Here is a 19,868-nt window from a genome sequence, read left to right on the forward strand (position 1 = left end):
AACACAACCCCTTTTTTTAATTATTTCATTTGTTCGTACAAATATTATCCATTAATCAAATTTATTCACACTTTTTAATCAAATTTGCTTTAATACATATGCAACAACTACTGTTAGAATACGAAAGTGTCTTTAATAATATTATCGACCATTTTTACTATAAGCATATTTCAAGGAATTCTATGCGTCCTTATCACGTACTTTGGGCTTGTTTACTCAGCATTGGTCTGACGAGCCATGTATTTGCTCAAGAAGAATTATCTACCCAAGAAAATTCTGACAATGCTGTTGACTCTGTTTCAGCTGATAAGTTGTCTCAAGAGAATTCTTCTGATCCAGCAATGTCTAAGCACCCAAGAATTGAAGCACTTAAAGAGCTCAAAAACATTACAAAAAATGATTTAAAAGTAAATGCAAATGCTGCTCAACCAGATGCTGTAAAAGATCCCCTACAACCGTTAAACCGCGAAATTTATGCATTTAACGATATGATTGACCGTAATGTCGTTCGACCAGCAGCCATTCAATATAAGCAAAAAGTTCCTGAAGATGTACGCTCTTCATATAGTCTGTTTCGTAAAAATTTAAGCGAGCCGTGGAATGCGGTTAATCAGCTTGCTCAAGGTCGTTTTAAGCGTGCAGCTAAATCATTGGGTCGTTTTACACTGAATACTGTTACTTCTTTAGGTCTAGCAGACCCTGCAACTCGTTTAGGTTTATCGACTGAAGAAGAAAGTCTAGGCATTACACTTGGCTATTATGGTGTACCGAGTGGTCCTTATCTCATGTTACCTGTCTTAGGACCAAGTACACTTCGCCACTCTGTGGATTACGTTGCTGAAAGCTATGCAAATCCCATTAGCTATCCAATGGATGATAACAATCAAACAGGTTTAATTTGGGGAAATCGTGTTTTAGGCGGGATCAATACACGCTCAAAACTATTAGATGTGGAAAATGTATTGCAAGGTGATCGCTATTCAGCAATCCGTGATATTTATTTACAGCGCCTTGCTTTCCAAATCGCAGAGAAAAAAGGCGGTGGTGCAGAAGCTGTTTCTTTTGTTGGTGATGACGACGATGATACTGATGATTCATCTGATACAGGCACAAACAAATAATCACAATATTTTGTTAAACTTATTTGCTAGTAATCTCTTTAGTTTTACTAGCAATGTGGTGTTATCTATAGTAAATCTAGTGGGTATCGCTTTTTATATTGATTAAGGATCATTCATTTCTTCTATGTATTTCATTCAACCCAGTCGCCAGATTTCAAGTTTAGAGCACGTATTAAATACGCTTCCAAGCTTGCAGATGATTACCATTGAAGAGATTCATCTTTATGATCCGACCAGAATCGCGATTGCAGATGTACATGATTTTTTAGAATATCAATGGGCACTGCCAACGATTGTCATTGCACAAGAGAACGAAGGTGCTGAGCTTTCCCAAGCATGGGAACTCGGTGCGCTTGCTGGTTGGATCTGGACCAAGCTTCCTAGCAACCTTGAAGGTTCGCTCTTTAAGATAGATGCCCAATATAAACGAAACCAAGATAGTCGCGATCTACCCTCTGCTGCAGAATTACAAAAAAAACTCCTCCCCAATCCAATAGACTTGCAAAACTATAAAGTTGAAACCCTTTTTCAGCCTTCAGCTTACTTGTCTGGTGACTGGTATGATTACTGGAAAATCAGTGATAAAGAAATCATGTTCTATTTGGCGGATGTCTCTGGTCATGGCGTAACCAGCTCTTTGTTGACTTCATGGATGGCAGCTTTTCACGGGCGTTCAAAAACACCAAGAGAGTTAATTAAGAAACTGAATGGAATGCTTGTCCAAGAGAATATTGAAAAACACATCACTATGCTGGCAGGAATTCTCAACATTGAGACACATACATTAAAGTGGTCAAGTGCGGGACACTATCCTCCCCCTATTATTTTTGAACCCAATCAAGCTCCTCGTGTTTTAAATACCAGTAGCTTTCCTTTAGGACTTACAGAAGACTTAGAGGTTGAAGAATTTGAATGTACTTTAAATAAGCATGCGCGGTTCATTATTTGTTCTGATGGTGCACTTGAACCTTTTTCTGGTGGCTTGAATGAACAATTCGCTCAATTGGTCTATCATTTGCAAAATCAATCATTCCGCGCGCCAGATCACGTCGCAGATGACATTGCCATCCTCAGTCTTCGTAGAATGAATTAACATTATAATCAAATACATATAACTAATTAGACTATTAACTGATATGCAAACGCTTGAGTATAGACTTGCGCTATGTGATAATTTTCCTATCCTTCTCTGCAAATGGCATTTATATGTCAACAGGTCATGTTGAATATGCAAGCTTGAATGGAACGCATATTTTCAAACTTATTGGTGAAGTGCGAGCCCAATCTTGTATTAGTTTAGACAAACTTTTGGCAAGGATTGAACAACAGAAAAACGTCATTGGCGCAATTGTTGATTTAACCCAAACCACATTTATTGATAGTACTGTTCTTGGAATACTTGCGAAACTTGGTTTAAAGTTAAAACAAGTACACCACATCCAAGCAGTCATGCTATCCACAAATCCAGACATTACCACTCTAGCCAATAGCATGGGCTTAGGGCAGGTGTTTGTCATTTTAAATTATTGTGGTGACCCTAAAGTATGTACCAATGCTTTGATTGACGACAATGTGAATCACAGCACCATGTTGTGTACCGTTCTCGATGCACACAAAACGTTAATGAAGCTCAACGAAAACAATCAAAATATGTTCGAGCCATTAGTGAAACAACTTGAAAAGCAGCAAGATACTATGGAATGTGTATCTTCAGATCAGCAAAACGCTTAATCTTTTCAAAATTGTTATGATTAGGGATAGCACATGACTTTACTTTCTGTTGTTCAAATGAATTCTCAAAATGACATTGAAGCTAACTTCAGTGTGATTGAGTCATTGGTGCAACAAAGTAAAGCTGATGGTGCATCTTTGATTGTTTTCCCAGAAAACTTTGTCTGTTTCGCGGCTGGAAAACAACGAGAAACTGCGACACGCTTTGAAGATATTCAAAAGCGTTTAGAGCATTTAGCACATCGTTATCAAATATGGATAGTTGCCGGTACATTACCGTGCCCGTTCCGTCCAGATGGCTCTATCATTGAAGATGGTCGTGTACGTACAGTAAGCTTATGTATTAGCCCTGAACGTACTGAGGCGCGTTATGACAAAATTCACTTGTTTGATGTGCAAGTGGGCGATGCTGTTGGTGGCTATCAAGAATCAAAATTCTTTGAACCAGGCAATGATGTTGTGGTTGCAAAAACACCTTTTGGCAATATCGGCTTGATGGTGTGCTATGACCTACGCTTTCCTGAACTTGCACTGATACTTCGCTCCGAAGGTGCAAATCTTTTAACAGCGCCTGCTGCATTTACTTATACCACAGGTCAAATGCATTGGCAGTTATTACTGCAAGCTCGTGCGATGGACAGTCAATGTCAAGTTTTAGGTGCTGCTCAACAAGGTTGGCACGGTGAGAAACGCCAAACTTGGGGCCATGCTGGGGCAACCAATAGCCGAGGTCAAATTTTGGCAATGTCAAATCAGGAAGGCGCTCAACTGCTGACTGTACCTTTTGATTTAGCTGAACAAGATGCTGTTCGTGCATCAATGCCACTGATACAACATCGCCGATTGATTACTCTCTAATATTTTCCCAAATGACTTTATTTTATGAATATGACAAACAGCGTTATACTCAGTATGAGTCATATCTTTTGAGACAAGCATGCAACAAGACTATTCACATTTAAATCTTGATCATCAAGTTTGCTTTCTTGTTTATTCTACGAACTTGGCACTCAATCAACTGTACCGAAAAATACTTGCACCATTGGGCTTAACTTACCCACAATACTTAGTCATGCTCGTGCTTTGGGAAAAAGATGGTGTAACTGTCTCTGAAATAGGTGAAAAGCTGTTTTTAGAATCCTCTACGCTAACCCCTTTGCTTAAAAAATTACAAAGTCATGGTTTACTTAATCGGGAACGTTCGACCCTTGATGAACGTCAAGTGATCATTAGCCTAACTGAAGAAGGACAGCAATTAAAATTAAAAGCCGTTGATATCCCACTTCAAATCGCTCAAGCCAGTGAATGTAATTTAGATACTCTGGCTGAGCTTAAAGCGCTTCTTTCAACTTTACGCGACAACATTTCAAAATAATTTTTTATTAAATTTTACACAAACACTACTTGTTTAAATATTTATATCGTATACGATATATTTGAACACAATCAAAGGAAGCATCCAATGTCTTTAGAAAAAGTGGTTTATACAGCACATGCAAAAGCAACAGGTGGTCGTGATGGTCGTGCAACATCATCAGATGGAATTTTAGATGTTAAACTCGCTGTTCCAAAAGAAATGGGCGGTGCTGGTGGTGGAACCAATCCAGAACAACTTTTTGCAGCAGGTTATTCAGCTTGTTTCTTAGGTGCGATGAAATTTGTTGCGAATCGTGATCATTTAAAAATTACCCCAGATGTATATATCGAAGGTGATGTCGGTATTGGTCCTATTCCTACTGGCTTTGGTATTCAAGTGACGTTAAACATTCATTTAGAAGGTTTAGAGCAAGAAGAAGCACAGAAATTAGTCGATGCTGCTCATATTGTTTGCCCATATTCAAATGCGACTCGTGGCAATATTGATGTGACATTGAATGTGATTGTTTAATGCTATACCCCTACTTAAAAATAGAATTTTTATTTCTTAAGTAGGGGCTCACTGTTTTATTTCTGGTTGAACTTTATGAACAAAATAGAATTAATTGCTACTCCAGCCACACACTCAGTAAAGCGAAAAAAAATTCCAATTATACAACCAAGTCAACTCTAACTATTCAGCTGCCTCATTGGTCACACGTAATACTTCTTCCATGGTCGTTTTACCCGCCAATACTTTACGTAAACCATCATCACGAATTGAACCCGCATCTCTACGTGCATATTCTTCAAGTTCGTACTCAGCTGCATTGCCATGAATTAAACGACGCATTTGCTCATCAATCGGTACAATTTCATAAATTGCAGTACGTCCTGTAAAACCCGTATGTGAACAATAATCACAACCGTTTGGCACAGGTAGTTTCAGATCCGATTCTAAACTCACAGGTTTAAATACATCTTTTTCAAAATCATCTGCTTCACGCCATGTATGGCAATGAGAACATAAAGTCCGTACCAAGCGTTGTGCAATCACACCAATTAATGAACTGGATAATAAGAAGGGTTCAATTCCCATATCTTTCAAACGTGTTACCGCACCAATTGCAGTGTTGGTATGGAGTGTAGATAAAACCAAATGACCTGTTAAAGAGGCTTGAACTGCAATTTCTGCGGTTTCTAAGTCACGAATTTCCCCCACCATCACAACATCAGGATCTTGGCGAAGCATCGCTTTCAGCGCACGCGCAAAAGTCATATCCACTTTGGTGTTAACTTGGGTTTGTCCAATACCTTCAAGTTGATATTCGATTGGATCTTCAGCGGTCAGAATATTTTTTGAACCATCATTTAAGTCAGAAAGTGCGGCATATAAAGTTGTTGTTTTACCAGAACCTGTTGGTCCCGTAACCAAAATAATGCCGTGTGGACGGTGAACCAATTGAGTCAAGCGATCATAGTCGTTTTTCATCAGTCCCAAATGCGTCATGTTTAAACGTCCAGCCTGCTTATCCAGCAAACGCATCACCACACGCTCACCATGAGATGATGGCAGTGTGGATACACGAACATCCACCTCACGCCCAGCAAGACGTAAAGAAATACGACCATCTTGCGGAATACGCTTCTCAGCAATGTCCAGTTTTGCCATCACCTTGATACGTGATACCAACAACGGTGCAAGCTCTCGACGTGGTTGTACAATCTCACGCAACTGACCATCAACACGTAATCGCACAGATAATTTCTTTTCAAATGCTTCAATATGAATATCAGATGCGCCCACACGAATGGCTTCTGACAATAAGGCATTGATGAGTCGGACAATAGGTGCATCATCCTCCTGATCCATCAAATCTTCCATTTCAGGGACTTGATCGGCAAGGCTTAATAAGTCGGGATGATCTTCCAAGCCAGCTGCGACTTGTTGTGACTCACCTGTTTCACCTGCATAGCTTGAACTGAGCATTTGATTAAATTCAGTTTCATTGCATAATTGATGTTGTGCAACGCGACCAAGATAACGACGTGCTTCCTGAATCGCAATTTGTGCGGTATCCTGACGACGAACAATAAAAACTTGATCACCTTCATAACGCAACAGCACTCCATGCCGTTTTGCAAAACTATATGGTATTTGTAATTGTTTAAGAACTTGCATTACAACTTATATTAATCATTTAAATTGCTTTGAGTGTACTCTATGCACATGACAGCGTGAAGTCTGTTTGTTAAAGATTTGATGATGATTTTATGAATAGGATGAACACTTTTGTCTAAAAAGAAAGACCATCTTGAACCAGAACTCCCTGACTTAAAATGGTGGGGAGAACAAAATTTTGAATTGAACCAATCCAAAGCATGGCAATTTGGTTCAATGATGATGCGCATTACACGTGGTTTACAAGAATGGCGTTTAGAATACTATCGCCCACACTTCCAGTACGACTATGAACAGCAATGGCATAAAATTCATGATGTGAATTTTGGTTTTCCTGAACCCGTGCATGTTGAGCGCTACATGTTTAGAGAAACCCACAAAACATTTCAGCTAATGCCCCGATTGGCTGACCGTTCTGTAGTTATTCGTCCTGTCGATCCTATTTATATTCCAGCAGGACAACGTGGTACGCTTTATATCAGTACCCCCTTATGGATTTCAGGCTTTGTTCAGGCACAGAAAGAGCCACTATTTGATATTCCTGTGATTTTGCCTAAGGATACATGGTTTGGCCCAGATCACCGTACAGGTGAAATGTGTTATGCGACCTCAGTCGATGGTCGTACAGAATTGAATTTATTGCGCCCCCGTGCTTTTCGTGCTGTTACCCCGATTGATTTTCACAATGTCAGCAGTCATCAATTACGCTTTGATCGGATGAATGTGCCTGTTCCTGCATTGCCTTTATTTTATAGTGAAAGTACAGGTCGTCTATGGACCTCACAAATTAAGGTCATTTATGAAGGCAATGATCGCCCAGCTCGCGTTAGAATTGAAAATCGTACCCCACCACTGGCTGGAGAAGTGATTTATGTTCATCCACCACGTTCACCGGGTGGCGCATTATTTAACATGTTTGATTCATTTTTCTAAGGGATGAGGTAAACAATGGCTCAATCCAATATTCCCAAAGATATCGCGGACAGCTTAAAAGGCATTTTCACCAATGTAAATTTAGATCGTTTAAGTGAAATTGCCGTTGCACTGATTCTCTGCTTTGTTGGCTTTGTACTGGCGCGTGTTATTTCCAATACTTTTATTCGAACTATAGGTGCACGTTTTAATGCACATCAACGTTTGGTGTGGCGTAGAGGTATTTTTTATTTTATTTTCTTGCTGTTTGTAATTGCCAGTTTAAAAGAAGCAGGATTTAAACTCAGTGTATTTTTAGGTGCAGCAGGGATTTTGACCGTAGCACTGGGTTTCGCCTCACAAACCTCAGCATCTAACTTGATCAGTGGATTATTTTTAATCGGTGAAGGTTCTTTTGAAGTCGGTGATACAATCCAAATCACCCTCATTCGTGGGCATACGATTGAAGGTGAAGTGATTTCGATTGACCTTTTGTCTGTGAAACTTTTAACCATGGACAATGTTTATGTACGCTTGCCTAATGAGCAACTGATTCGGGCACCAGTCCATAATCTATCAAAATTCCCGATACGACGATTGTCGATCACGGTAGCAATTAATTTTAATGAAAATATTAACAAAGTCCGTGAAGTATTGATTGAGGTCGCCAACGATTACCCATTGGTTTTGGCAGATCCTAAACCACGTGTAACTGTATCCGCGTTTGGTGAATCATCCATTGAAATTTTATTTGCACTTTGGTGTATGCAAGCCAACTATCTACAAGTTAAAGATGAAATTCATGAGCTGATCCGTAATCGTTTTGTCGAAAATCAAATTGAGATTCCTGTGCCTAAAATTGGTTTTGTGGATCGTCCAAATCCAAATGAACCACTGCAAGATGCAGACATTGATGGATATGCCAATCAACAAGATTTAAAGTTAGAGCAAAAACAAGATAAACAGCTTTAAAGCTCAATGGACAGATGAATCCTTGGTATCAAGCATTCATCTGTCCAATTACAAAACCTTCATCAATTTTTAAACAATGAGCTGATAAATTAGTCACTTCAAAACAACAAAATGGACACAAGCACAATGCAACTCAATCATTATTTAAATTTTGAAGGTCAAACAGAAGCCGCTTTTAACTTTTATAAGTCGGTTTTTGGTGGAGATTTCTCTTTTTTAAAGCGCTATTCAGAATTGCCTGATGTCCAAGTCCCTGAACAAGAGAAAAATTATATTTTGCACGTTTCTTTGCCCATTAATGACTTTACTGTATTGATGGGCTCGGATACAACTGAACAGTTCTGTGCACCAAATAGTGCTCCATTCAGCAAAGGAACTAATCATTATATTTCGATTAATTTAGAAGCACATGAAGCGGATGAAGCTCAACGATTATTTACAGCACTCTCTGCCAATGGTCAGATTGAAATGGCTTTGGATAAAACGTTTTGGGGTGCTCTATATGGCGCTTTCACAGATCAGTTTGGTATTCGATGGATGGTAAACTGCCAACTCAATGAAGTTTAGGGGCTGTGGACATTTCATAAATGGCTTGCGTTGTAAGTTAAAATTGAGCAGGCAAGGCATGAAATGAAGAGAATAGCGAGACTATTTTTAAGTTTCATAACGTAGCCTGAGATAATTTTAACCACAACCCTTCGGGACTAGCGTGTTTTTTAGCGCTTCGTCGTTACGAACTACTCATTTAGAATGACTAAATTTCGTATTTCGCGCCTAGAATCGCCTAAAAAACACACCTAGTCGCAAACATAGACGAATTGCCCACAGCCCCTAATCATCTCATTAAAATATAGCCTATTGATTCGACATGATATAGGCTATAGTTCACTCAAGAAAACGACATCATTTATAACAAATATGATCACAGGGCTTACCCATACACTTCTGATTATTCTCATCACGATTGCAATTTCTATCATTGCTTGGCAACAACGCCATGTCATGAATCGTTTGATTTTCAATATTTCAGCAATTAAGCATGGTCAATATGATCGCTTTTTAACACATGGTTTCATCCACAATGATGGTATGCATTTATTCTTTAATATGTTTACCTTGTATTTCTTTGGACGAAATATTGAATGGTTTTTCCGTGGTTATTTAAGTGGTATGGGCTTTGTCTTATTTTATTGTAGCGCCATCATTATTGCTGCTATTCCAAGCTATTTGCATCATCGGAATTTAAACTCTTATCGAAGTTTAGGCGCCTCAGGTGCTGTCAATGCAGTACTGTTTAGTTCGATCTTATTTAATCCTTGGGGCATGATCTATATCTATATTTTACCTGTTCCCGCAATTATTTTTGGAACAATATATTTGTGCTATAGCATGTATGCGATTCGTTCTGGGCATTCACCACTGATTGACCATCGTGCTCATATTACTGGTGCAATCTATGGTTTCTTATTCCCATTACTTTTAGAACCTTCTCTGGGCACAGCATTTTTTTATAAGTTTATTAATTCACCACTTTTTTAAATTTTGCATTCACCCACTGATGTCTAAGCTATGGTTAAGCTTTAGACATCAATATTGGAAAATTGCGCAATAATTGTGAGACCAACAGTAATAAAAGCAATCCCGACCCAGCCAGCAAAATCAATATTTTGACCTAAAAATGTCTTGGCTAATAACGCAGTGGCAATCACCCCAAGCCCAGACCATAAAACATATAGAATTCCAGCTTGCATAAATTTCAACGCATAAGCCGCACATGCAAAAGAAATGATATACAAAACTAGAGCGATGCCTTGATCAAATTTATTGACCAAACCATTGCCTTTAGCAGAATAAAATGTGGATAGAACATCAGTCGCAATTGCGATTAACAACCAAAATACCCCAGGATTAATTTTTGCAAGTAAGAAAGACATTGTCGTTTTAGTTCAAATCATCATCGGCAAATTTTATCTTGAGTAAACCTCAACAACCAGTAGAATCTTTGAATAAATAAAAAGGTGAATCCCTCGATTCACCTTTTTTGGTTTGAATTTTAAAAACTATGCTTGATCCAACCTAAATGATGTCATGGTCAAAGAACCTGCTACGGCTTGATCATTAAAAATACTCAGCTGATCATTTTCTTCCTGTAAACCTAAAGCATATAACATTGGATAATAGTGATCGGGTGTTGGAATCGACAATAAAAATTCAGGACCCTGCTTTTGCCAATCAATCAATGCTTGATGATTATGACTTAACAAAAAATTCTTCATTTTTGCATCTGCTTCTAAAGCCCAATCATAACCAAAGTGACCATCAAATTTGTCAAAAGCAACTTTTCTAAGGTTATGGACCAAATTACCACTCGCAACAATCAAAACACCTTTACGGCGCAATTGAGCTAATTCTTTTGCCAAATCATAATGATATTGTGCATCCTGACTGTAGTCGATACTCAACTGTACGACGGGAATATTGGCTTGTGGAAATACATGACATAACACCGCCCATGTTCCATGATCCAAGCCCCACGTATGATCATGATGAACTTCAACACGATGAATCGCAGCAGTTGTTTCTTCAATCAGTGCCTTATTTCCAGAAGCAGGATATTGCATATCAAATAGTGCCTGAGGAAAGCCACCAAAATCATGAATCGTTTTTGGTTGTTGCATGGCAGTAACTGCTGTAACACCCTGTGTAAGCCAATGTGCAGAAATACATAAAATTGCTGTCGGTTGTGTCTCCATTTCAGCACCAATACGATTCCACGAACGTGTAAAATCATTGGTTTGAATGGCATTCATTGGAGAACCATGCCCAAGAAACAATACAGGCATGACTTCAGTATTCGGTAAAGTTGCATTCCAACCTTTGAGTAACGATAAATCACCTGTTGTTTGATTGAGCATTTTATTCACCATAATAAATCTTTATTTCATTATGTGATCTTTCAATTCGGTAAAACAGCGACTTTTACAGCATACAACATTGCAAAAATGCAACGATCAATTTAAATTCCTGATTTAACTTTGAACATAGTTTTAGTCGGCATGAAAGCATTCATGTTTAATAATTCGACCAATCATCCAGAAAAAAGCCGAACATATGTTCGGCTTTCTAATTCAAAATCAATGCTTAAAATAATCAAGCGCCGGTTTGATAATGCGCTTTCGGTACTGCTGTAGAGGCTTGATAAGGGTGAGTAAAATCACCTAAACCAGCAGCAGCTTCTTGAATATCTTTACCTTCTTTAATTACAAAGGTATCAAAACCTGAACGCTTCATATAATTCAAAACGTCTTTAAATACATCACCAGTTGCACGAAGCTCACCTTGGTAACCTTGGCGACGCAATAATGCTGCAAAGGAATAACCACGACCATCATTAAACCCTGCAAAATCAATAAAGATTGCATCTAACTGATCAAGCGGAAACTGGTTAGTTTCTGGCGAAGCATCCACAGTGATCAATAGCGCTTTTTTACCTGTTACATTGGCAAGCTGATCCAACTGTTCAACAGTCAACAATACATCACCTTGAGGTAACACACCATCCTCACCAATAATTTGATAAGTATTGTCTGCAATAGAGCCATCTTTAGAGAGGACTTGAAGTGCGGTATTAAGCATATGCACGCTCCTTAAATGGTTTAATGCCGACACGGCGGTAAGTTTCAATAAATGCTTCACCTTCATTACGAAGATCAAGGTAAGTATTTAAAATTTCATCAATAATATCAGGTACAGCTTCCGCAGCAAATGATGGTCCTAAAATGTCACCAATTGAAGCATCGTGGTCTGCGTTTCCGCCCAAAGTAATTTGATAGAATTCCGCACCTTTTTTATCTACACCTAAAATACCGATATTACCGACATGGTGGTGACCACAAGCATTCATACAACCTGAAATATTCAAGTCAATATGACCTAAATTATAAACTGTATCTAAATCATCAAAACGGCGTGTAATCGCTTCAGAAATTGGAATTGATTTCGCATTCGCCAAAGAACAGAAGTCACCACCCGGACAGCAAATAATATCGGTAATAAAGCCAATATGTGCACGAGCCAAATTGTTCTTTTCAAGAACTTGCCACAATTCAAATAAATCTTTTTGCGGAACATCCACCAATGAAATATTTTGTTCGTGCGTAGTACGCAACTCGCCAAAAGTATATTTGTCTGCAAGATCTGCAATCAAATTCATTTCTTCAACAGTCATATCACCCGGTGCAATACCTGCACGTTTGAGTGAAATGGTGACAATACGATAACCAGCCACTTTATGTGCATTGGTATTGATATTGAACCAATGCTTGAATTTTGGATATTCAGCAAATAAGGCACTAAAGTCTTCATCCGCATAATCTTGATAATCAAACGGCATGAATTCTTGATCTAATTTTTCTAAGATCTCGGGTTGTACTTTCAATGTTTTGATGGTTTCTGCAAACTCAGCTTCCACTTTTTCAGCAAACACTTCAGGTGTTAATGCTTTCACCAAAATTTTAATACGTGCTTTGTATTTATTGTCACGGCGTCCATGTAAGTTATATACACGAAGTACTGCTTCCAAATATGCAATTAAATCTTCACGTGGTAACCATTCACGAATCATCGAACCAATGATCGGCGTACGTCCTAAACCGCCACCAACTTTGATTTTATAACCCAATTCACCCGCTTCATTGCGAGTTAAATACACACCGATATCATGGAATGAAGTTGCAGCACGATCAATTTCTTCAAGTGCAGACACTGCAATTTTGAATTTACGTGGTAAGAATGCAAATTCAGGATGGAATGTCGACCATTGACGAATCAATTCACAAGTTGGGCGTGGGTCGGCAATTTCTCCAGCCACAACGCCAGCATATTGATCTGTAGTTGTATTACGAATACAGTTTCCTGAGGTTTGAATGGCATGCATTTGAACAGAAGCAAGACCTTCAAGCATATCAGGAACGTTTTCCAGTGCAGGCCAGTTAAACTGAATATTCTGACGTGTTGAAACATGCGCATAGCCACGGTCGTATTCTTTAGCAAGTTCAGCAACTTTGCGCAATTGTTTAGAATTCATTAAACCGTAAGGTACAGCGATACGTAGCATTGGCGCATAACGCTGCACGTATAAACCATTTTGTAAGCGTAAAGGACGATACTCATCTTCAGTGAGTTTTCCAGCTAAATAACGTTCCGTTTGATCACGGAATTGTGCAACACGTTCGTTGATCAGTTGCTGATCAAAATCAGTATATAAATACATGGCGTACAGCTAGTAGTTTCATTATAACGATGGACAATATAACGAGTATTGATCTATCAAAGAAATGCTTTTTTTCCATATTTTATAGCGGTTTTATTGATAAGCATCCTCCAGGGATTGAATTGGCAAGACTTCGCTTAATATCCTCAGCGTTATAATGCATTTGATGTTTTTCTTCATTACTTATCTTTATTTAAGATAATAAAAAAAGAGCATAGATGCTATGCCCTTTTTAACTGATTGAAGACTTATTAAAAGAGGATTAACCATGAAGCAATTTAAATACTTGAGTTAAACACATGATCATCTCTTGGATTCACTCGTAGATAAAGATTTAAAGAGCTAATTTAGGATTGGTCATCCGAGCTTTGCTGTTCAGTATCATTTTCCAGTTTATTTTCAGCAATTTTTGCAGCTTCATATCCTGCAAATGCACCTGCCGCTTTTTCTAAAAATCCAGCATCAGGATCTAATTTATCAACACCTTGCTCAGCAATTACAGCACCTGCAATTTTACCCAATTCATCTAATAATCCGCTCATTGCATACACTCCACAGTGTTTTGTTTGAGTTCTCATTGTATTCAGTCTCATGTTCAACATTGCGGAGACTATGTTGTATAAGCAACAGGCTTATGCGTAAGTACTGCAAAGAATTATATTGTTTATTGCTAATTAAGCCACTGTTAATCTTTTAAGGCTGAAATACTGCGCCATTTCGATGAATCAAATCGCGTTTACTGTTAAATCGTCAAGTAGGTATTTTCCCACGTACTTTCACAGAATTGACTTAAATCTGTTTTCGTATCTACTTCAATCAATTCAACATAGCGACCATGTACATGATCAATGGCAATACAATCATCGATATCTAAAACTCGATCTGTGTGCTGCTTTTGCCAATGGTTGGCAAAATGCTGTTTGCCCTTGCTTTTTGCTTCACTGGCATCTTGGGCGACAACAAGAACATAACGATGCAACTCGCCAAACTCATTTACATCGTAGCCACCTAGGTTAATTAACCACAACTTAGCGTCTAATAGATTCGGTTGAGCATCACTAAAACGGATCTGATATGTCTTATTTTCAAACTCAATGACTTGTAGCTTTTGCCAAGCATCAATATGCAAACCTTGTTGTTCACCAAACCACGCATTTTTTAATTGAGGATAAATTTCTTCAAGTGTGTCTCCAACAGCCAAAACGACATCATGGACTTCCGTATTGGCACGTGCATGGCGACCACCCAACATAACGATAAATAAACTAGACATATGCAACAACTAAATAACTAAGTGAATGTTTGAATAAGTTTTAATAGTAAAATCCCACCCACAGATAATACCGCATTATTGAGAAAATGAATGAGCAACACATGCCATATATTTCTTGTGCATAAGTAGATCAAGTTTAAAAATAATCCTGCACTCATAAAGCTGATTGTTGCGACTAGGTTCCCATCAAAATTATAATAATGAATCAAACCAAATAAAATCGAATTCAGCATGATCAAAACCATGCGCCATAACCACGGCTGAATAAATAGTTTTTGTAATAAGGTATAGCGGAACACGATATCTTCTAAAAGTGCAGTAAATAAAGGTCCAAAGCTGATGAGTAACAAACTCAGAAAAGCAATTTTTTCAGGATCAATAAATGGTCTTTCTTCGTGACTTTCACTCACAGGAAGAAATTGACGTGTGAGTGAGATAATCACTTGTAAGCATATTGCACCCACCACAACCAATATACTTGAACGCCAAAAAGCCTGTTGATATTTTTTCCAATGCCTAAACAACATATCCTTATATAAGCAGCACACTAAAATAAACAGTACGCCTCTTAAAATAGTATCGCCCAAACTGACAGCTATCGAGGTTCCAAATATTTTTTCTAAAATAAGACCATTTATAACAATCAATGGGAGAATAGAAACGGCAAAAGTGTCTTTCCATCCCCAGATAATTTTTTCAGGGAAGTTTTCAGCCCGAACTTTTTGTAAAAAATGCATAACCAAGATAATCTTTTATTTTTAGTAGATTTTGCGCAAAAGAACGTAAATTCCAAATACTGTGTATAGAGTGCTTATCATCAAGATATAAAAAAGCCCCTTATAAAAGAGGCTTTCCAAATAAAAATGATGAATTACATTTCCACCATTTCCACACCATCAATACGCGCCACAGTCATTAAATCTTTATCACCACGACCTGATACAGTTGCGATAATAATTTGATCTTTTGACATCGTTGGTGCCAGCTTAGTGACATAAGCCATCGCATGTGAACTTTCCAATGCAGGAATAATTCCTTCAATATGGGTCAAATCACGGAAACCTTGTAAAGCTTCTGTATCGTTAATTGGCACATAATTTACACGATGCATATCTTTCAAGAAACTATGTTCAGGTCCTACACCTGGATAGTCCAAACCAGCTGAAATTGAATGTGTTTCAATAATTTGACCTTGTTCATCAGACATTAAGTAAGTTCGGTTACCATGTAGAACACCAACGTGACCTGCATTAAGTGGTGCTGAATGTTTACCTGTTTCTACACCCAGACCAGCAGCTTCAACGCCATACATTTTCACATCTGGATCATTTAAGAATGGGTAGAACAAGCCCATCGCATTTGAACCACCACCCACACATGCAACCAAGGCATCAGGTAAACGACCTGCCTGTTGTTGAATTTGTTGACGTGCTTCACGACCTATAATTGACTGAAAATCACGTACTAATTGTGGATACGGATGCGGACCTGCAACTGTACCAATGACATAATAAGTTGAGTCTACATTAGTGACCCAATCTCGCATTGCTTCGTTCATGGCATCTTTTAATGTTTTAGAGCCACTTTCTACAGGAACAACAGTTGCCCCGAGCAAACGCATACGATAGACGTTCATCGCCTGACGTTTAACATCTTCAGCACCCATAAAGACAACGCATTCGAGACCTAAACGTGCTGCGATGGTTGCTGTTGCAACACCATGTTGCCCCGCACCTGTTTCTGCAATAATACGTTTCTTTCCAGAAAGCTTCGCCAATAATGCCTGACCGATGGTATTGTTGACCTTGTGTGAGCCTGTATGATTCAAGTCTTCACGTTTAAGATAAATCTGCGCACCACCCAACTCTTTCGACCATCGTTCAGCATAATACAAAGGACTAGGGCGTCCTACATAATAAGCGAGATCACGGTCGAATTCTGCCAAAAACTGAGCATCATCTTTCATACGGAAATAGAGCTTCTCTAAATCCTCTAAAGCTGCCATTAAAGTTTCTGACACAAAACGTCCGCCATGGATACCAAAATGCCCGTTTTGATCTGGGAATTGGGTATAGTCAATCACACTATTTTGTTGATTACTTTGCTGATCCACGTTGGACTCCTTGCATAAATCGTTCTACGAGTTGTTGGTCTTTAATACCTTTTGCGGACTCTACGCCTCCGCTCACATCGACTGCATAGGCTTGAGTCGTTTGTATGGCGTTTTCAACATTTTCAGGCTTTAAACCACCTGCCAAAATCAAAGGAATATCAAGTTTAGGGAATTGCGACCAGTCAAAACTGTGCCCTGTTCCCCCTTTCAATTCAGGATGCCATGCATCTAAAAGCATAGCACTCGCGCCTGCCTGTTGGTATGGTCGAATTGTCGTAATAATTGCTGAATTGTCTGCGTCAGGTTTGATCTGAATTGCTTTATACCAACGACGCTTATTATATTGGGCAATCTGTTGGCATTGTTGTGCAGTTTCATCCCCATGAAATTGAATAATATCTAAAGGGACAGATGCTAAGACTAGTGCAATATCTTCTGCACTGGCATTCACAAACAAGCCCACAATACTGATATAGGGTGGAATGAGTTGCGCGAGTTGTTGTGCTTGTTCAATTGTCACGTAACGTGGGCTGGGTTCATAAAACACAAAACCAATCGCATCCACACCTGCATTTACGGCAGCATGAATATCCTGTGGTCGTGTAATTCCACAAATTTTGGCACGGGTACGCATAGTTTTGAACTCGAATTTGTTTAGATCAAACTGATTTTTTCAATATTTTGGACAAATCATTGTAAAGCAAATTCCTTCACTTGCGTTAAAGTTATATAGGATTATCTGTTTTACATTGTTTATACACTTAACAAACTTTATACTGCACACAAATGCAACAAGTCTAGCTTTAGGCTTTGGGAAGTTGGTGAAAATCCAACACTGCCCCCGCAACGGTAAAATGAAAATATTATTCTTTATAAGTCTCATGGCTTACACCACTGCAATATTTTGTGGGAAGGTGGAATAATCTGAATTGTTTTAGATTCTATATTTAAGTCCGGATACCAGCTTGTTGTGCCCTTAAACTCAATCATTCACGGGGAGTGGATGTATGGAGCATATCATGTCTGTTATTTTTAAACCTACTGCACTTGTAGGTGCTGTCGCTATTGCGATGGGGTTATCTTCTACTGCATTTGCTGAAACGTCGTCAAATTCAGAAGCGAATTCTAAGCTGAATACAATTGTTGTCACTGCTACACGCTCAGAAGAGAAGATTGAAAATGTACCTGCCCGTATTTCAATTATAGAACCACAGATACTTGAACAATCTCCAATTGCAGAACTACCGCATTTACTCATGAGTGATGCTTCTATTGATATGATGCAATATGGTGGTTATGGTCAAGCTGCGTCTATCTTTACACGTGGTACAAATTCGACTCATACATTAGTACTGCGTGATGGTGTTCGTTTAAATACAGGTTCTGCCGGTTCTGCTTCATTGGCTTTTATTGATACAACAGATATTAAACAAATAGAAGTATTAAAAGGACCAGCATCAGTTTTATATGGAACTGATGCAATTGGTGGTGTTGTACAACTGATTTCAAAAACGCCTGAAAAAACTGGTGCTTTCATCACTGGTGAAATAGGCGAACAAAATACTTATAAATCTGTGGTTGGTGCAGATCTGGCTGAAAACGGCTTTTATGCACAAATTCGTGGGCAACGTTTAGAATCTGATGGTACTCAAGTTACAGATTTTAAAAATACCAATGTAAAAACAGGCTCATATGATCAAAAAGGCTTAAGTGCAAAATTTGGTGTTGAAAAAGAACAGTATGCTGCTTCAGTCGACTATTCACAAAACCAAGGTACAGCAACTTATATTGATGGTATTAATGATGCGAATTGGAATTTAATTGGTTTAAAAAATCTCTCTCAAGATTTTAAAAATGAAATCATCAACATTAAAGGTCGTGTGAACATTAATGATAGTGTATCTGTTAATGCGCGTTTGTCTCAATTTAAAGATGATTTAGAGCAAAATGAATCACATGATGCTATCTATAACACAACCAAAGAAGCTGAACTTTATAGTAAGTGGCAATTTACACCAAGTCAGAATATTTTAGCTGGCGTAGCCACTAAAAATATAAAATCTGATGTCCTTTCAGGTAGTGGTGCTTACGGAGTTGATTATAATAAAAATGTTGACAGTACTGGCTATTTTGTACAGCATCAATATCAATCAAATAAATTACACACTCAATTAGGTTTACGTGTAGAAGATCACGAAACATTTGGCACACATACAGTTGGGCAAGCAGCAGCTCGCTACCAAATTTTACCTGCAACAAGTATTTATACCAATATTGGTACAGCATTTCGTGCTCCAACGAACAATGATCTCTATGCACTCAGTTGGGGTGGAAACCCTAATTTGAAACCTGAAGAAAGTGTATCCTATGAGATTGGTTTAGATCAAAAAATTACCGATCAATTAAGTTTAGGACTATCTGCATATCGTAATGAAGTTGATGATTTGATCACTTATGTTACAGATCCAGTTACATATGAAGGCAGATTATACAATGTCAAAAAAGCAACTTTTACAGGTGGTGAATTCAATCTAGATTGGGCAAATGATGAATTATTTACTCATCTTTCTTATGCTTATGTACAACCAAAAGACAAAGAGACAGATCAAGATTTGAGTCGTCGTTCGCGTCAAAGTCTAACATTAACAGCTGGTTTACAAAACGAGGTGTATGGGATAAGTACATCTCTCTCTGCTAAATCTAGACCTAAAAACAGTACAATTTCAGGCTATGCTACTGTCGATGTAAATGCCTTTTGGAATGTGAATCCCAATATAAAACTATTTACAAACATCCAAAATATTGGCGACGTCCAATACAAAACCACTTCATATAGTAATGGTTATTACTATATCAACGGTGGTCGTCTTGCATCAGCAGGGGTAACTTTCCGTTACTAAAAGCTAGACTCAAAAAAATATCTAAAACAGCGCAGT

The 19,868-nt window shown here is 38.3% G+C and carries 21 protein-coding genes and 1 riboswitch; of the genes, 11 read left to right on the forward strand and 10 right to left on the reverse strand.

The window, feature by feature from the left end:
* The first annotated feature begins 182 nt into the window (after nt 1-182).
* The 6 genes from AAV97_RS04465 (at nt 183) to AAV97_RS04490 (ending at nt 4,740) form a co-directional block, all read left to right on the forward strand.
* On the forward strand, nt 183-1,121 hold the full coding sequence (locus AAV97_RS04465; protein WP_046759936.1) for a VacJ family lipoprotein: 939 nt from the start codon (nt 183-185) through the stop codon (nt 1,119-1,121).
* A 124-nt stretch (nt 1,122-1,245) separates the two neighbouring features.
* Nucleotides 1,246-2,214, forward strand: a complete 969-nt coding sequence (gene gigA / locus AAV97_RS04470; RefSeq protein ID WP_004824939.1) for an RsbU family protein phosphatase GigA — start codon at nt 1,246-1,248, stop codon at nt 2,212-2,214.
* Between the two features lie 113 nt (nt 2,215-2,327).
* The gene (gene gigB, locus AAV97_RS04475; protein ID WP_009586265.1) at nt 2,328-2,852 is read left to right on the forward strand and encodes an anti-anti-sigma factor GigB; all 525 of its coding nucleotides are present in this window, start codon (nt 2,328-2,330) and stop codon (nt 2,850-2,852) included.
* Between the two features lie 33 nt (nt 2,853-2,885).
* Nucleotides 2,886-3,710: a carbon-nitrogen hydrolase family protein gene (locus tag AAV97_RS04480; RefSeq protein ID WP_005033796.1), complete on the forward strand. Its 825-nt coding sequence runs from the start codon at nt 2,886-2,888 to the stop codon at nt 3,708-3,710.
* 79 nt (nt 3,711-3,789) lie between these two features.
* Entirely contained in the window at nt 3,790-4,227 is a 438-nt protein-coding gene (locus tag AAV97_RS04485) for a MarR family winged helix-turn-helix transcriptional regulator (protein ID WP_004824944.1), read from the forward strand.
* An 87-nt stretch (nt 4,228-4,314) separates the two neighbouring features.
* Nucleotides 4,315-4,740 (forward strand): organic hydroperoxide resistance protein, encoded by a 426-nt coding sequence (locus AAV97_RS04490; RefSeq protein WP_005033801.1) that lies wholly within the window; start codon nt 4,315-4,317, stop codon nt 4,738-4,740.
* Nucleotides 4,741-4,902: 162 nt separating this feature from the next.
* Here AAV97_RS04490 and gspE read toward each other — a convergent pair whose 3' ends face one another.
* Nucleotides 4,903-6,390: a type II secretion system ATPase GspE gene (gene gspE, locus AAV97_RS04495; RefSeq protein ID WP_046759937.1), complete on the reverse strand. Its 1,488-nt coding sequence runs from the start codon at nt 6,388-6,390 to the stop codon at nt 4,903-4,905.
* A gap of 111 nt (nt 6,391-6,501) precedes the next feature.
* Between gspE and AAV97_RS04500 the strand changes: the two genes are divergently transcribed.
* From AAV97_RS04500 to AAV97_RS04515, 4 genes are all read left to right on the forward strand, one after another.
* On the forward strand, nt 6,502-7,323 hold the full coding sequence (locus AAV97_RS04500) for a hypothetical protein (protein WP_004824948.1): 822 nt from the start codon (nt 6,502-6,504) through the stop codon (nt 7,321-7,323).
* Nucleotides 7,324-7,338: 15 nt separating this feature from the next.
* Nucleotides 7,339-8,274 (forward strand): mechanosensitive ion channel family protein, encoded by a 936-nt coding sequence (locus tag AAV97_RS04505; RefSeq protein WP_046759938.1) that lies wholly within the window; start codon nt 7,339-7,341, stop codon nt 8,272-8,274.
* Between the two features lie 126 nt (nt 8,275-8,400).
* Nucleotides 8,401-8,841 carry a VOC family protein gene (locus tag AAV97_RS04510; RefSeq protein WP_004824950.1) on the forward strand — a complete coding sequence of 147 codons (441 nt, stop codon included), beginning with the start codon at nt 8,401-8,403 and terminating at the stop codon, nt 8,839-8,841.
* Between the two features lie 351 nt (nt 8,842-9,192).
* Nucleotides 9,193-9,813, forward strand: coding sequence for a rhomboid family intramembrane serine protease (locus tag AAV97_RS04515; RefSeq protein ID WP_004824951.1), 621 nt, complete (start codon nt 9,193-9,195; stop codon nt 9,811-9,813).
* A 41-nt stretch (nt 9,814-9,854) separates the two neighbouring features.
* On the opposite strand, the gene AAV97_RS04520 is transcribed toward AAV97_RS04515, so the two are convergent.
* The 9 genes from AAV97_RS04520 to AAV97_RS04560 form a co-directional block, all read right to left on the reverse strand.
* Nucleotides 9,855-10,208 carry a DMT family transporter gene (locus AAV97_RS04520; protein WP_004824952.1) on the reverse strand — a complete coding sequence of 118 codons (354 nt, stop codon included), beginning with the start codon at nt 10,206-10,208 and terminating at the stop codon, nt 9,855-9,857.
* Between the two features lie 126 nt (nt 10,209-10,334).
* Nucleotides 10,335-11,201: a 4,5-DOPA dioxygenase extradiol gene (gene ygiD, locus AAV97_RS04525; protein ID WP_046759939.1), complete on the reverse strand. Its 867-nt coding sequence runs from the start codon at nt 11,199-11,201 to the stop codon at nt 10,335-10,337.
* Between the two features lie 223 nt (nt 11,202-11,424).
* Complete coding sequence (locus AAV97_RS04530) at nt 11,425-11,910, reverse strand: DUF934 domain-containing protein (protein WP_004824955.1); 486 nt, start codon at nt 11,908-11,910, stop codon at nt 11,425-11,427.
* Nucleotides 11,903-13,546 (reverse strand): nitrite/sulfite reductase, encoded by a 1,644-nt coding sequence (locus AAV97_RS04535; RefSeq protein ID WP_004824956.1) that lies wholly within the window; start codon nt 13,544-13,546, stop codon nt 11,903-11,905. Before AAV97_RS04535 ends, AAV97_RS04530 begins: the two co-directional genes overlap by 8 nt.
* 347 nt (nt 13,547-13,893) lie before the next feature.
* Nucleotides 13,894-14,088, reverse strand: coding sequence for a hypothetical protein (locus AAV97_RS04540; protein WP_004824957.1), 195 nt, complete (start codon nt 14,086-14,088; stop codon nt 13,894-13,896).
* Between the two features lie 200 nt (nt 14,089-14,288).
* Nucleotides 14,289-14,819, reverse strand: a complete 531-nt coding sequence (locus AAV97_RS04545; RefSeq protein WP_004824958.1) for a DUF1543 domain-containing protein — start codon at nt 14,817-14,819, stop codon at nt 14,289-14,291.
* Between the two features lie 17 nt (nt 14,820-14,836).
* Nucleotides 14,837-15,556 carry a CPBP family intramembrane glutamic endopeptidase gene (locus tag AAV97_RS04550; RefSeq protein ID WP_009586259.1) on the reverse strand — a complete coding sequence of 240 codons (720 nt, stop codon included), beginning with the start codon at nt 15,554-15,556 and terminating at the stop codon, nt 14,837-14,839.
* 134 nt (nt 15,557-15,690) lie between these two features.
* On the reverse strand, nt 15,691-16,932 hold the full coding sequence (gene trpB, locus AAV97_RS04555) for a tryptophan synthase subunit beta (protein ID WP_004824961.1): 1,242 nt from the start codon (nt 16,930-16,932) through the stop codon (nt 15,691-15,693).
* Entirely contained in the window at nt 16,916-17,566 is a 651-nt protein-coding gene (locus AAV97_RS04560; RefSeq protein ID WP_005033821.1) for a phosphoribosylanthranilate isomerase, read from the reverse strand. The genes trpB and AAV97_RS04560 overlap by 17 nt, the downstream gene beginning before the upstream one ends.
* A 142-nt stretch (nt 17,567-17,708) precedes the next feature.
* Nucleotides 17,709-17,916: riboswitch (cobalamin riboswitch) on the forward strand.
* 35 nt (nt 17,917-17,951) lie between these two features.
* Between AAV97_RS04560 and AAV97_RS04565 the strand changes: the two genes are divergently transcribed.
* Nucleotides 17,952-19,832 carry a TonB-dependent receptor plug domain-containing protein gene (locus AAV97_RS04565; RefSeq protein WP_035301331.1) on the forward strand — a complete coding sequence of 627 codons (1,881 nt, stop codon included), beginning with the start codon at nt 17,952-17,954 and terminating at the stop codon, nt 19,830-19,832.
* Nucleotides 19,833-19,868: the final 36 nt, after the last annotated feature.

Origin of the sequence: Acinetobacter sp. Ag2 (genome assembly GCF_001005515.1) — a bacterium.
Lineage (GTDB): Bacteria > Pseudomonadota > Gammaproteobacteria > Pseudomonadales > Moraxellaceae > Acinetobacter > Acinetobacter bereziniae.

What these genes read in the sequence shown, in the direction of transcription:
- AAV97_RS04565 (WP_035301331.1), top strand. Translation starts at nt 17,952, where the DNA reads ATGTCTGTTATTTTTAAACCTACTGCACTTGTAGGTGCTGTCGCTATT.
- AAV97_RS04530 (WP_004824955.1), bottom strand. Translation starts at nt 11,910, where the DNA reads ATGCTTAATACCGCACTTCAAGTCCTCTCTAAAGATGGCTCTATTGCA.
- AAV97_RS04545 (WP_004824958.1), bottom strand. Translation starts at nt 14,819, where the DNA reads ATGTCTAGTTTATTTATCGTTATGTTGGGTGGTCGCCATGCACGTGCC.
- AAV97_RS04485 (WP_004824944.1), top strand. Translation starts at nt 3,790, where the DNA reads ATGCAACAAGACTATTCACATTTAAATCTTGATCATCAAGTTTGCTTT.
- AAV97_RS04465 (WP_046759936.1), top strand. Translation starts at nt 183, where the DNA reads ATGCGTCCTTATCACGTACTTTGGGCTTGTTTACTCAGCATTGGTCTG.
- ygiD (WP_046759939.1), bottom strand. Translation starts at nt 11,201, where the DNA reads ATGGTGAATAAAATGCTCAATCAAACAACAGGTGATTTATCGTTACTC.
- AAV97_RS04535 (WP_004824956.1), bottom strand. Translation starts at nt 13,546, where the DNA reads ATGTATTTATATACTGATTTTGATCAGCAACTGATCAACGAACGTGTT.
- AAV97_RS04490 (WP_005033801.1), top strand. Translation starts at nt 4,315, where the DNA reads ATGTCTTTAGAAAAAGTGGTTTATACAGCACATGCAAAAGCAACAGGT.
- AAV97_RS04540 (WP_004824957.1), bottom strand. Translation starts at nt 14,088, where the DNA reads ATGAGCGGATTATTAGATGAATTGGGTAAAATTGCAGGTGCTGTAATT.
- AAV97_RS04505 (WP_046759938.1), top strand. Translation starts at nt 7,339, where the DNA reads ATGGCTCAATCCAATATTCCCAAAGATATCGCGGACAGCTTAAAAGGC.
- AAV97_RS04515 (WP_004824951.1), top strand. Translation starts at nt 9,193, where the DNA reads ATGATCACAGGGCTTACCCATACACTTCTGATTATTCTCATCACGATT.
- AAV97_RS04550 (WP_009586259.1), bottom strand. Translation starts at nt 15,556, where the DNA reads ATGCATTTTTTACAAAAAGTTCGGGCTGAAAACTTCCCTGAAAAAATT.
- AAV97_RS04480 (WP_005033796.1), top strand. Translation starts at nt 2,886, where the DNA reads ATGACTTTACTTTCTGTTGTTCAAATGAATTCTCAAAATGACATTGAA.
- gspE (WP_046759937.1), bottom strand. Translation starts at nt 6,390, where the DNA reads ATGCAAGTTCTTAAACAATTACAAATACCATATAGTTTTGCAAAACGG.
- AAV97_RS04560 (WP_005033821.1), bottom strand. Translation starts at nt 17,566, where the DNA reads ATGCGTACCCGTGCCAAAATTTGTGGAATTACACGACCACAGGATATT.
- AAV97_RS04510 (WP_004824950.1), top strand. Translation starts at nt 8,401, where the DNA reads ATGCAACTCAATCATTATTTAAATTTTGAAGGTCAAACAGAAGCCGCT.
- AAV97_RS04520 (WP_004824952.1), bottom strand. Translation starts at nt 10,208, where the DNA reads ATGTCTTTCTTACTTGCAAAAATTAATCCTGGGGTATTTTGGTTGTTA.
- gigB (WP_009586265.1), top strand. Translation starts at nt 2,328, where the DNA reads ATGTCAACAGGTCATGTTGAATATGCAAGCTTGAATGGAACGCATATT.
- gigA (WP_004824939.1), top strand. Translation starts at nt 1,246, where the DNA reads ATGTATTTCATTCAACCCAGTCGCCAGATTTCAAGTTTAGAGCACGTA.